Annotated in this window: 8 protein-coding genes; 2 read left to right on the top strand and 6 right to left on the bottom strand. The window is 39.5% G+C overall.

Annotated features, from left to right (window positions below; genetic code table 11):
- Window positions 1–2: 2 nt before the first annotated feature.
- From EJF26_RS03035 to EJF26_RS03060, 6 genes are all read right to left on the bottom strand, one after another.
- The gene (locus EJF26_RS03035; RefSeq protein WP_000731451.1) at window positions 3–3,182 is read right to left on the bottom strand and encodes a pneumococcal-type histidine triad protein; all 3,180 of its coding nucleotides are present in this window, start codon (window positions 3,180–3,182) and stop codon (window positions 3–5) included.
- A gap of 13 nt (window positions 3,183–3,195) precedes the next feature.
- Complete coding sequence (locus EJF26_RS03040; protein WP_000747437.1) at window positions 3,196–4,113, bottom strand: metal ABC transporter solute-binding protein, Zn/Mn family; 918 nt, start codon at window positions 4,111–4,113, stop codon at window positions 3,196–3,198.
- 196 nt (window positions 4,114–4,309) lie between these two features.
- Window positions 4,310–6,868, bottom strand: a complete 2,559-nt coding sequence (locus EJF26_RS03045; RefSeq protein ID WP_000700234.1) for a pneumococcal-type histidine triad protein — start codon at window positions 6,866–6,868, stop codon at window positions 4,310–4,312.
- A gap of 253 nt (window positions 6,869–7,121) precedes the next feature.
- Complete coding sequence (ptsP, locus tag EJF26_RS03050) at window positions 7,122–8,855, bottom strand: phosphoenolpyruvate--protein phosphotransferase (protein WP_025168929.1); 1,734 nt, start codon at window positions 8,853–8,855, stop codon at window positions 7,122–7,124.
- Window positions 8,856–8,860: 5 nt separating this feature from the next.
- Window positions 8,861–9,124, bottom strand: a complete 264-nt coding sequence (locus EJF26_RS03055) for a phosphocarrier protein HPr (protein WP_000146948.1) — start codon at window positions 9,122–9,124, stop codon at window positions 8,861–8,863.
- 464 nt (window positions 9,125–9,588) lie between these two features.
- Window positions 9,589–10,809, bottom strand: a complete 1,221-nt coding sequence (locus EJF26_RS03060) for an alpha/beta hydrolase family protein (RefSeq protein ID WP_000662008.1) — start codon at window positions 10,807–10,809, stop codon at window positions 9,589–9,591.
- A 674-nt stretch (window positions 10,810–11,483) separates the two neighbouring features.
- On the opposite strand from EJF26_RS03060, the gene nrdH reads away from it, so the two are divergent.
- Entirely contained in the window at window positions 11,484–11,702 is a 219-nt protein-coding gene (nrdH, locus tag EJF26_RS03065) for a glutaredoxin-like protein NrdH (RefSeq protein ID WP_000259240.1), read from the top strand.
- Between the two features lie 80 nt (window positions 11,703–11,782).
- Entirely contained in the window at window positions 11,783–13,942 is a 2,160-nt protein-coding gene (gene nrdE, locus EJF26_RS03070; RefSeq protein ID WP_000523270.1) for a class 1b ribonucleoside-diphosphate reductase subunit alpha, read from the top strand.
- The last annotated feature ends 103 nt before the right edge of the window (window positions 13,943–14,045 follow it).

The following is a 14,045-nucleotide window of genomic DNA, read 5'->3' on the forward strand; positions in this document are numbered from 1 at the left end:
TTTTATTCATTTGGTTGAACACTTGTCTCAGACTCACTTTGTGCTTGCTTTTCTGTTGGTTGAGAAGCAGCTGTTTCACTGTCTTTCTCGGACTTAGATTGGCTATCAGTTTCACTTGCTTTTGAACGGAGTTCCTGGTTCAAGCTAATGATTTCTTTAGCTAGACTGAGGAGACCTTCTTTATCACTGCTTTTGGCTGCAAGTTGATCAAATAGGGCATCAACACGTTCAAAGTCAGCATCGGATCCTTTGTTATCCTCTAAGTACTTGTGAAGAGAGAGCAAGACATTATAGAGTTTTTGATAGATAATCACGGTTTGTGGATCTTGTTCAGCCTGTTTTTCTTCCCGTTGGATAGTTGCTGCAATACGATTTAAAAGATCCTCAAGTTGTGTTTTAGCTTCGTCAAGGTCTGCATTTTCCTTTTCAGTAGCCGCTTTGATATTAGCTACTTCTTCAGCTAGGGATTGTTTGACCCCGTCTTCTTTGACACGCGCTAGGAGTTGGGCAGCTTTTGTTAGAAGAGCATCCACTTCTTCCTTCTTAACATGGCTAACCCGTTCTTCTGGCATAAAATCACCGTAGAGTTCTTTTAGGAATTCATAGATGGCGGTCTTAGCAGTTTGACTATCTACTTTTTCCGTATCTAGAATAGTCTTACCAGCTTTTGTAGATACGGGTTCTTCTTTGAGAGCTTCTTCTACTTCTAGCTTAGTTTGGTAAATAGTTGGGAATAACTTGTTCAAGTCGGTTGCTTTGAGGAAAGATTGTGACTGGTAAAGTTCCCATGTCAACTGGGCAACACGGTTCCGAAGTTCTTCTCTCAAACGACCATCAGATACATGTTCATAGAAATACTTGATGTACTCTACTGTTGTAACCCCTGTTCGATCTCTGAAATCTTGCAAGGCCTGAAGTTTCGCTTCAATGGCAGCCAACTCTGTCTCATCCTGTGCTAGCTTAGCTTCCTGCAAATGTACCAAAAGATCTTTCTTAGGCAAGCCATAAGTATCTGTATCCAGTGTATTGATCTTATCTACTAGGGATTGATACTTCTTATCTAAAGGTGAAGTTTCAACTGGTGCCACACTTTGATCCACATGGATGTATTGTTTATCAAAGAGATCCAAGGCTGCTAGGTATCCAGCAGTTGAGTTTGTTGCCAGTTTTTTCATATTTTCGGTGAACTGCCCCAAAGCAAGTTCAACCCGTCTCTGCATGATTGGCTGGTCTTTGTAGAGACTTCTGCTTTCTGCTAAAAGTTGATCCACCTTAGATAGAACAGTTTGTTCATCAAAAGCCCCAGGTTGATAGGTCGATTGTAGGGCTGGAATCTTGTTCTTTAATGCTACCTCATATCCCTTGGTCTGAACCTTAATGTAGTGATTGTGGTCACCATGAGGAATAACAAAACTACCATTTTCTACCTGTAAACTATAAGGAGATACCCCATCACGTAGGGCAGTCGTATAAAGTTCATTTAGGAAATCCAGTTCTGGATTCCCAGTTTGGAGAGGAATACGAACATGTTCTTTTCGAACAGCATAGGGATGGATATGGGTTGGATCATAGGCTTGATCCGGATTTCCAAAGACAAAGAAGCCATTTGAAATACGAATTGCTTCGAGCGGAACCCCGTAAGTCTGTGAGATATACTTGATTTTTTCTTCATCGCTAGCATCTCTTGAGAAACTTTCCACAGTCTTTGCAAGTGGTTGAACATGCTGAGACTGATGATTTTTTTTCAAGTGATCTTGGGCAGCTTTGATTTGGGCTGCAGTCAAGTCCTTCTTAAAGAAATAATGAGCGTGATCTCCATGAGAAACTACAAACCCTTGCTCATCTTCACTAATGACACGGTCAGCTGCAAAACCATGATCATGTTCTTCATCATGATGTGAAGGAGCTACTGGTACAGGCCTTGTGGTATTGTTTGGCAAGGATTGAGGTCCAGTTGTAAGTGATGACTTAGGGATGTAATGGAAATGATTCCCGTGTCTTACAATATAGGCGTTCCCAGTATCTTCCACTACATCATTTGGATTAAAGACATAACCATCATCTGTTGAGTAAGTTCCTGTATTTGTAGAATGATTTTCTGCTCCTCTGTTAAACAGTGGAGTCGAAAGTAGCTGATCGACTTTAGTTGTTTTTACAGATGGAGAAAACGTAGAATTACCATCACTCAACTGAACCATACGTGCAATCTTTTCTTCCAAAGCAGAAAGCTTTGTATACGGAATGAAATGATAGTGATTTCCGTGAGGAATCGCTACGCCACTCGGTGTTCTGCTTGAAATCTTAGCAGGGTCAAAAATCAAGCCATCAGATTCTGCATAACGTTGATTACTTGGAAGTGCATAGAGCTGTTTTAATAAATTCTGAAGGTTCTCTTCTGGATTGCTTGGTGTTTCAGTTTGTTGACTAGAATTAGTGGTTTGACTGGTTCCATTTTGGCTTGGACGATAGTCAGTCACACTTGGCTGTTTTCTAGTTCCAGAGAGGTAGGCTTGGGCAGCAGCCAATTCGCTAGCAGACAAGGAACTCTTTGGGATATAGTGATAATGTCCACCATGAGGGACAATATAAGCATCACCAGTATCCTCTATAATATCAGATGGATTAAAGATGTACCCATCATCAGTGGTATAGCGACCTTGCGATTGAGCAAGCGCCACTGCACTGTTAGAGGTTGGTGCATCATGAGTATGACCTTGTTTTTGGCGCTCAATTTCGTCCTTCGTACGAATATTATCAGCATGAGCCGCATCTTTAAGGTAGACATAATACTTACCATCCACCTTGATAATATAACCACCTTTGATTTCATTGACAATATCAGCATCTTTCAGTTGATAATTGGCATCTTTCATCAAAAGCTCTTCGCTGAAAATCGCGTCAAAAGGAACTTTACCATTGTAATAATGGAAGTGATCACCGTGTGAAGTCACATAACCTTGATCGGTGATTTTCACGACAATTTGTTCAGCCTGAATGTCTTCTTTTTTGCTAACTTGATCTGGTGTCTGGGTCTCTGTTTTTTGAGAGTCTTGTTTCCCATCGACATAAGACACACGGTTATTATCTTTGTTTCCTTCCATCTGGTGTTGGTTCAATGCATAGATGCAAATGCTTAGGGAAAGGACAAGAGCCGATCCTGCTGCAAGGTATTTCTTCTTCATTTTTATCATCTCCTCATTTTAATTCTTCTGCAAGAACATTCATATTTTCTTCTAGATTTTCTAAGTAAGTTTTGTCATTTTCGGGATCTGCTTCCAAAGGATTGAGTGTCTTTAGACTAACTCCCGTTGATTTGACCAAGGTCTCAGCGACTTTAGAAGAAGCATTGCTCTCAGTAAAGATGGTTTTAACCTTATAGGTCTTAACGAATTCCTGAATTTCTGTTAGTTGTCTCGGACTTGGTTCTTGTTCAGGGGAAATCCCTGCTATACCAAGTTGTTTCAATCCAAAGCGTTTAGCGAGATAAGAAAAGGCTGTATGTTGTGTAACAAAAGTCTTTTGACTCGCTTTTTCAAAAATAGGCTGGTACTTCTTAGTCAATTCTTGGGCTTTAGCGATAAAGTTTTTGGCATTCTTTTGATACGTTTCCTTATTAGCACTGTCAATCTCCGAAAGTTTGTCAGCGATAATCTGTACCTCTTCACCTGCTTTTTCTGGATCTAACCAAGTGTGAGGGTCGTAGAGTGTTTTTTCATCAATACCGTCACCAGCTTCAACATCTTCCAAACCTGGTACACGCTCCAACGTCATTCCTTCAGAAGCTTCTAAAACTTTAACTTTTGAATTTTTTAAGTTAGGATCTAGACTTCCCGCCCAAGACTCCAGTGTATGCGAGTGGTAGACAAATACATCCGCGTCATAAATAGCAGCAATGTCATTCGCTGAAGGTTCATATGAGTGAATTCCACTACTTGACTGAATCATCCGAACATCATTCAAGTCACCTGATACCTCTTTGACCATGGTATAGACTGGGTAAAAACTTGTGACAATCTTCATCCCTTTTGCTTCTTGTTTTTCTTTTTGACTACATGCTCCTAAGACAAGAGCCAACAAGCTGGCCATCAATAATAGGATTGTTCTTTTTTTCATCATTACTCCTTAACTAGTATTTAACCATTTAATTAACTAGTAAATAGTTTATCTTTATTTACATTATATGTCAAGTTATTTTGCACATTTCCATGAAAAAAATGAGAACTAGAACTCACATTCTGTTCTCATTTTTCGATTTTAACTTTTCTAGCTCTCCTATCCTGTTTTTAGGATCTAGAAAATGCTACTACGTCTATTTGCTCTCCTTTAACAATGCCAACAACTTTTGAGCTTCAGCCATAATGGTATTGTTATCCTGAGCACCAAATAGCAGGTTATTTTTTAAGCCAGTGAGAGTTTCTTTGGCATTGGACTTGATAATGGGGTCTTGGATCTTTGTAAGTAGCTCTTCAACCTCTCTCAACTTCGCTTCAACCTTTTCAGTCTCGACCTGAGGTTCTTCTGGTTCCTCTGGTGACTCTTCTTCCGGCTCCTCAGTTGGTTTTGGAGATTCTGGTTTCTCACTTTGAGGCTTCTCTTCGCGTGGCTTTTCTTCCTCAGGTTTGTCTGTTCGAGGTTTCTCCTCTGATGGTTTTCCCGTTTGATTGGTATCAGCTTGACCATTTTGGTTTCTTTGAACATGGTCACTTGCATTGCCCCAACCACTATCTGAATGCGGACGTTCGTTTGGATGTTCGACATAGTACTTGACAGTCGCAAAGAGATCTTCTAGACTATACCCCTTAGGTGCCTCATAAAGTCCTTCGTCAAACCACTCAAATTTGATGTTATGGTAATGGTCATAATGAGGTATGATTAAACTACCGTTTTTGACTTCCACAGTATGTTGGAGATTGTAAGGCATACGATCAAGGGGCACCTTCTTAGCTGCTTTCACGCGGTTGTAGATTGCTTCTGCTCCTTTAGCCTCTGTATTTCCTGGATACTGATGGTCTGTTGAAGGAGGAGTCAAACCTTTCTCTTTAGCATAAGCCTGGGCTGCCGCTCTTTCGGCTTCAGACAAACTATCTTTCTTAATCCAATGACTATGGGTCATATGTGGAGTTACATAAGCATCCCCCTCATCACTGGTGATATCACGAGGATCAAAGATATAGCCATCTTCTGTTGTATACTTGCCTGCCAACTTGGCTACTTGAATCTCATCATCAGTGTAGGCAATTTGCGCATTTGGTTTTCCTAAACGTTCTGGATGACGAATCGGTGCTAGAAAGGCCAAGATATCATCCACCAACTTCACTTTATCACTTGAGTCATTATTGAGTCGTTCCAACAGTTTATCTAAAGCGTCAAAATCAGCTTGACGCCCTTTATTATCAAGTAAGTCTTGATGAACTGTTGCTAGTAAATCATAAGCCTTATTGTAAAATCCTTGATCACCAGATGGGAGGTTGGTTTTCCTAGCTCCTAGCTTATGAGACAAACTTTCTTGCTTGGCTAGTTTACTATCAATGGCTGCTGCTGTTTCTGCTGAAAGTTCCTTGGCAGAAATATAACGTGAGGCTCCATTCTCCTCAAATACATAGCCATCAGCTACTTTTCGAATCGCTTGTTTGACCAACTTTTTATCAATTGGATTGCTTGGAGCTGATTGAGGATTTGGTGTAGGTTGCGGACTTGGACTAGGTTCTGGAGTCGGTTGTGGACTTGGTTCTTCTGGCCTTGAATCTGGTACCCAATGGTTCGAACGATAACGAAGAGGAATAATACGAGCGATTCGTTCTTCCAATTCAGACATTTGTTCATAAGGGATAAAGTGGTAATGGTTACCATGAGGGACAGCTACACCTCTGGCTGTGCGACTTGTGATTTGTGCTGGGTCGAAAACAAGGCCATCAGATTCTACGTGTCGTTGGCTGAGTGGCAAGGCATAAAGTTGTTTCAGAAGGCCATCAATATCCTCATCACTTTGACTTGCTTGGTTATCGTCGCTACTGTTGTTAGCTGTGTTCGTGTTCGTATAGCTGTTGCTTTGATTGTTATAGCTGTTGCCTTGATTATTATAGGATGGAGTCCATCTATCTACATCGCTGCTAGCACTGTTGTTATTGGTACGGCGATAAGTAGGCATATTTGATTGGCCACTTCTACCAGATAGAAAGGCTTCTGCAGCAGCCAATTCGCTGGCAGACAAGTCACTCTTAGGAATATAGTGGAAGTGATTGCCATGAGGAACGATATAGGCATCACCTGTATCTTCTATGATATCAGAGGCATTAAAGATATAACCATCATCTGTGGTGTAGCGTCCCTGTGAACGTGCCAAGGCTACCGCACCATCGTTTGCTGAAGTCCCTCTTTCACGATGCTGACTATGTTCTTGTTTTTGCCGATTGATTTCTTCTTTTGTACGGACATTATCCGCATGGGTTGCATCCTTAAGGTAAACATAGTATTTTCCATCTACCTTGATCACATAACCACCCTTGATTTCACTGATAATATCCTCGTCCTTGAGCTGGTAGTTTGGATCCTTCATCAGCAACTCTTCACTGATGATAGCGTCATAAGGGACTTTGCCATTATAGTAATGATAGTGGTCGCCATGCGAAGTGACATAGCCCATGTCTGTTATCTTGATGACGATTTGCTCCGCATTGATGCCTTCTTTCTTGCTGACTTCATCAGGAGTCAGATTCTCCGTTTTTTGTGCCGCCTGTTTTCCATCTATATAGGAAATACGATTATTTTCTTTGACTGTTCTAGCTTGATACAGTCCCAACTCGTAAGAACAGACACTTAAAATTAAAGCTGCCGCAGAACCAGCAAGGTATTTTTTATTAATTTTCATCGAAACTCTCTTTCTTTTTGATATTTCTATTTGCAATTCATTTCTAAATTGCAGAAACTCCTCTCTATTACTTAACTGGTTAATAGTTTACTCCTAAATTTGCAACTTGTCAAGGATTTTATGAACCAGTTAAGTATTTTTCATTCTGCTCCACTACTTTTTCTTTAAAAGGTTTCATGTAATCAGCTTTCCTGAAATTTCTTTTAAAAATACCAAAAAAAGTCCCTGCAACTTAGTTACAGGGATCTTTCGATTAATCAAAATTAACGTATTCTTTTTGAAGTTCAAGAACTTCTTCCATCGTTGAGCATTCTGTAAGGGCACGGTTTGCGTACTCTTCCATCTTAGCTGTGTCGAGTTTCTTCATCAAGCTACGTGTACGAAGTACAGATGTCGCTGACATAGAGAACTCATCCAAGCCCATTCCGACAAGAAGTGGAACAGCTTGTTGGTCACCAGCCATCTCACCACACATACCAGCCCATTTACCTTCAGCGTGAGCTGCTTTAATAACGTTGTTGATCAAACGAAGGATTGATGGGTTATATGGTTGGTAAAGGTATGAAACTTGTTCGTTCATACGGTCTGCTGCCATTGTGTATTGGATCAAGTCATTTGTACCAATTGAGAAGAAGTCAACTTCTTTCGCAAATTGATCTGCAAGCATGGCTGCTGCAGGGATCTCGATCATGATACCAACTTGGATATTGTCCGCAACTGCAACACCTTCAGCAAGAAGGTTTGCTTTTTCTTCGTCAAAGACTGCTTTAGCTGCACGGAATTCTTTCAAGAGCGCAACCATTGGGAACATGATACGCAATTGACCATGAACAGATGCACGAAGAAGGGCACGGATTTGTGTGCGGAACATAGCATCTCCAGTTTCAGAAATAGAGATACGAAGGGCACGGAATCCAAGGAATGGGTTCATTTCGTGAGGCATATCGAAGTAAGGAAGTTCCTTGTCTCCACCGATATCCATTGTACGAACGACAACAGGTTTACCGTTCATTCCTTCAAGTACAGCCTTGTAAGCTTCGTACTGCTCATCTTCTGTTGGGAAGTCTTGAGAATCCATGTACAAGAACTCTGTACGGTAAAGGCCAACAGCTTCAGCGCCATTGTCATTGACACCTTCAACGTCTTTTGGAGTACCGATGTTGGCAGCCAATTCAAAGTGTTTACCATCAGCAGTCACTGTTTGTGCATCTTTCAAGAGTGCCCATTCAGCTTTTTGCTTCGCATAAGCTTCACCAGCAGCCTTGAATTCTGCTGCTTGCTCATCAGTTGGGTTGATAATAACCTCACCAGTGATACCGTTAACGGCAAGAATGTCACCATCTTTAACGATTTCAGTGATGTTGTTTGTACCCAATACAGCAGCAATTTCAAGTGTACGTGCCATGATAGCTGAGTGGCTTGTACGTCCACCGATGTTGGTTACAAAAGCTTTAACAAAGTTTTTGTCCAATTGAGCTGTATCAGAAGGAGTCAAGTCGTGCGCAATCACGATCACTTCTTCATTGATAGAAGCTGGGTTTGGCAATTTTTTACCAAGGAGGTTTGCCAATACACGTTTTGTCACGTCGCGGATATCCGCTGCACGTTCTTGCATGTATGGGTTGTCTTCCATGCCCTCAAAGATAGTGATAAACATGTCTGTTACTTCTTTCAGACCTGCTTCTGCATTCACTTTCTTCGCACGGATTGTTTCCTTGATTTGGCTAATCATTTCTGGGTCAGCAAGAACCATTAAGTGAGCGTCAAAAACTTGAGCTGCTTCTTCACCGAGCGTACCTACTGCTTTCTCACGGATAACAGAAAGCTCGTCTTGTGATGCTTTTAGAGCGACATCAAGGCGAGCTTCTTCTGCGTTTGTATCTTCGACTGTAACAGTCTCAAATGACAAATCCGGTTGAACGAGTAGATATGCTTTTGCAACTGCAACACCATCAGATGCTGCGATTCCTTTAAGCATTTCTGTCATTTTCCTTATGCCAATCCTTCTTTTTCCATAGTTTCAGTGATAGCAGCGATTGCGTCGTCAGCATCTGCACCTTCAGCTGAAATTGTAACGTCAGCACCTTGGCCAACACCAAGACTCATAACACCCATGATAGATTTAAGGTTTACTGATTTACCTTTGTACTCAAGAGTGATATCTGAAGCAAATTTGCTAGCTGTTTGAACCAACAATGTTGCTGGACGTGCGTGAATACCTGTTTCTGCCACTACGTGGAAATCTTTAGAAGCCATAGTTTGACTCTCCTTTAAGTGTTTTCTTTTTGAGTTATATGTGATAACCCTTACAAGATTGTATTATATCATCTTCAAGATAATTTTTCAAGTATTTTATGGACTTTTACTGAAAATGAAATTACTTCTTTTTCTATTATAATGAGCACTCTAGCAATTAAATAGCATATCTAAACACTAATTGTTCAAAAATGTTATCATCAAAATTCAATTTTCAAAGCTATTTTCTCTTAATATCAATCAGAAGACAATCCTAGTAAATAATGAAAAAATAATACTATTTAGTTATAATTAATATAACTCAGCCAACCTATTATTTGAAAAGGCTTCATCAAATACTGAAATTCTAAAACCTACTCTTACCATCAACAGTAGAGAATTTATTCAATTTGCTACTTAAAGTAAAATAGGCTTGTAGCACCTAACAGTAAAAATGTAGATATATCTAAGTAGTATAAGTAGAACTAAAACTTTGATTGATTCCATTCAAATAAAGTATCCAACCAATCAAAAACGACATTATGGGCGAGTCTTAAATTATTGACTTGGCAATGAGCGTCCGCACCACTTTCCGCCTCAAATACTTGAAGTTTAGTTTGTTGATTTTTAGATTTAAGTGATTCATAAATTACCTTAGTTTGATGCTGCAGTTCAGCACCCTCACCCTTTCCCATGATAAACAGGCATGGGCATTGAATTTTTTTATAATCTACATTCTTTGCATAGTTAAATACATCATCAATAGCACTCTTAAAATCAGAAGTACCAAACTGCCATGCATACTTTTTAAGATTCAAATTTGCTGATTCATTCAAATTTCCAGCTAATTTTAAAATGGCATTTATTAACCAACTAGGTGCTTTCAAACTTGATCCGAATTCTTTTCTGAAGAGCTCTGCAACGTCGTAAATAGGGGTACTAGCAATCCAAGCATGAATTCTTGGATCCTTTTCGACAGCTTGTGCGGTAAAATATCCCCCTCCGCTGACACCATAAATGGCTAAATAATTTAGTTTAGGATTTCTATTTTCCAACCAGTCTATGCATAATGAAATTGGAATAGAGGCATCCACACCAAAGATTAGCCCTCTACTAGGATTGCTCCCTTGACCAGGAAGGTCAACCATTAAAACATTATAATTTCGTATCCATCCAGGATATCCTGCAAAATAAAATAAATCTTCGCGATAAGTATCACCTCCACCGATCATAATCAGCGTTGGGCAATTATCACCGCTATGAAGATAATAACCAGGCAAGTAGGAATCCTGATAAGCAATAGTTAGTTTTTCAATCGGTGTACCTAGTGAATGAATTGCACTAGAGAACGCCTTCTCCATTTGACAAACGATAGGTAAGTATTCGGCAGAAAATGGATCAGTAAACTGGATTGCCGATCGAAGTGAGTAGGTCTGTGCGAGATAATACTGCGCCTTTGTTTGTTCACTCAAACCTAAATTACTAACCTTTTGTTCAAGATAGTTCACATGTGATAAAAACTCATTTTTCCAGTCATCAGGTTTTGGTGAATTACCTAACTTTTGAGCAAGATAATACAGCTCTCCATGAGAGAAGCCAAAAACTTCACCGATTCCTAGCAACCAATTAAAGAAAAAATCCGTATCCCCATTCTTAAAAAATACACGAGTAGATTGCCGTTTTAAAATAACCTCGTTTTCTTTCACCACGCACCTCCTGATTTGCATTCTTTCATTTATTAATCTATTAATCCTATTTCCCTAACAACATTATACTATATATTTCCACAGTAAGTATAAGTTTCTAAAGTGAATAACTCTATTCTAATAGTTTTTGCATATTCAACATTTATCTAACTCATCTACTGTCTTTTATATTTTTTAAATAGTCTATATACCTAAATATCGTAATCGCTATAAACTCTTTTCATAGCTTCATTTTTAAATTTATTCCTATCTATAAGTTCTATGGTCACTACTAGTATACCACATAAAGCGAATACTTCCCAAAAATTACAGTTATATACTCTCTATCAAGAATACGAAATTCATAATCTATTTGGATGAATGCAGTATAATCTAACATCTTCATTTTAGTTATCTTTTAAATATTTTAATACAAAATATAGGGACATCTTGTGCAGAGACTTTCTTTTTTTCATTAATATTACAGTTTCAGTTTTGTTAAAGCATTGTCTCCGCTAAACTTATTCATGCTCTTACGATTTTTGCCATTTTCAACTTCTTTCAAAAACCACTATATCTTGTATTTTAATTTTAAAACTGTAACTTTTAGGCACAAGATTTAGTTTAAAAAGTTTGACAAAGTTTTTTTTTCTGATATACTAAGAAAGTAATCAAATTTTATGAGGAGTTACGAAATGGTAACGGTTTATTCTAAAAATAATTGTGTACAATGTAAAATGACCAAACGTTTCTTGGATAGCAACAATGTCGCTTATCGTGAGATCAATCTCGACGAGCAACCAGAGTATATCGACCAAGTTAAAGAGCTTGGTTTCAGCGCTGCTCCTGTTATCCAAACACCAACTGAAGTCTTTTCAGGTTTCCAACCAGGAAAACTGAAACAATTAGCATAATCTTAGTACATCATCCAGAAGAAATTGCTTCTAGGGCTAACTTAGAGGCCTTTCTTTTGTAATTAGATAAGGGAAATTTTATGGGATTAAAACATCTTGAGGACGTGACTTACTTCCGTCTCAATAACGAAATCAACCGTCCTGTCAATGGACAAATCATGCTTCATAAAGATAAAGAAGCCTTGGATGCCTTCTTTAAAGAAAATGTGGTTCCAAACACTATGGTTTTTGATTCAATCACTGATAAAATCAACTACCTCATTGAACACAACTACATTGAAACAGCATTTATCAAGAAATACCGTTCAGAGTTTTTGGAAGAATTGCATCAATTTATCAAGGACCAAAACTTTCAATTCAAGTCTTTCATGGCTGCCTATAAGTTCTATAATCAATATGCCTTGAAGACTAACGACGGGGAATACTATCTTGAAAGCATGGAAGACCGTGTCTTCTTTAACGCACTATATTTTGCAGATGGTGATGAAGCGATTGCGACTGATATTGCCAATGAAATCATCCACCAACGCTACCAACCTGCTACTCCTTCCTTCTTGAATGCTGGACGTGCTCGTCGTGGGGAGTTGGTATCCTGTTTCTTGATTCAGGTGACTGATGATATGAACTCTATCGGACGTTCCATCAACTCAGCTCTTCAACTTTCACGTATCGGTGGTGGTGTGGGAATTTCCCTCAGCAACCTTCGTGAAGCCGGAGCTCCTATCAAAGGTTATGAAGGTGCTGCTTCTGGTGTCGTACCAGTTATGAAGCTTTTTGAAGACAGCTTCTCTTACTCAAACCAACTCGGGCAACGTCAAGGTGCTGGGGTTGTCTACCTCAACGTCTTTCACCCTGACATCATCGCCTTCCTTTCTACTAAGAAAGAAAATGCCGATGAAAAAGTTCGTGTGAAGACTCTTTCACTTGGTGTAGTGGTACCAGATAAATTCTACGAATTGGCTCGTAAAAATGAAGAAATGTATCTCTTTAGCCCATACTCTGTAGAGCTTGAATATGGTGTGCCGTTCAACTATATCGACATCACTGAAAAATACGATGAATTGGTCGCAAATCCAAACATCCGCAAGACAAAAATCAAAGCTCGTGATTTGGAAACTGAAATTTCTAAATTGCAACAAGAGTCTGGTTACCCTTATGTAGTCAACATTGATACAGCCAACCGTGCAAATCCTGTTGATGGAAAAATCATCATGAGTAACTTGTGTTCTGAGATTCTTCAAGTTCAAGAACCAAGCTTGATCAACGATGCTCAAGAATTCCTTCAAATGGGAACAGACGTTTCATGTAACCTTGGATCAACAAACGTGGTCAACATGATGACCTCACCTGACTTTGGTCGTTCTATCCGCGCTATGGTTCGTGCCCTTACTTTCGTTACAGATAGTTCGCACATCGTAGCTGTTCCTACTATCGACCACGGAAATAGTTTGGCTCACACCTTTGGTCTTGGTGCCATGGGACTTCATAGTTACCTTGCCCAACAACTCATCGAATACGGATCTCCTGAGTCAGTTGAATTTACAAGCATCTACTTTATGCTTATGAACTACTGGACCTTGGTAGAATCAAACAATATCGCTCGCGAGCGTGGTGTAACCTTCCACAACTTTGACAAATCAGACTATGCTAACGGAAGCTACTTCGAAAAGTATGTGACAGGCGAATTTGTTCCAAAATCAGACCGTGTTAAAGAACTCTTCAAAGATGTCTTTATTCCAAGTGCTGCTGACTGGGCTGAACTTCGCGAAAAGGTTCAAGCAGATGGTCTTTATCACCAAAACCGCCTTGCTGTAGCTCCAAATGGTTCTATCAGCTACATCAACGACGTTTCTGCTTCTATCCATCCTATTACGCAACGCATCGAAGAACGTCAAGAGAAGAAAATCGGTAAAATCTACTATCCAGCTGCAGGCTTGTCTACAGATACCATTCCTTACTACACTTCTGCTTATGACATGGATATGCGTAAGGTGATTGATGTTTACGCTGCTGCAACAGAGCACGTGGATCAAGGGCTTTCACTCACCCTCTTCATGCGTAGCGATATTCCAAAAGGTCTTTATGAATGGAAGAAAGAAAACAAACAAACGACACGTGACTTGTCTATCCTTCGTAACTATGCCTTTAACAAGGGTATCAAGTCAATTTACTACGTCCGTACCTTTACAGACGACGGTGGAGAGGTCGGCGCTAATCAATGTGAAAGTTGTGTGATTTAATTTTTGCTTGAGGAAACTACATTTTCTCAGATTACTGATTAAGTTACTCGCCAGACAAAACTTGATAAGTATCTTAAATACTATGAAAAACTAAAAAGTCGGG

This window comes from Streptococcus oralis subsp. dentisani, assembly GCF_007475365.1.
Taxonomy (GTDB): Bacteria; Bacillota; Bacilli; order Lactobacillales; family Streptococcaceae; genus Streptococcus; species Streptococcus mitis_AX.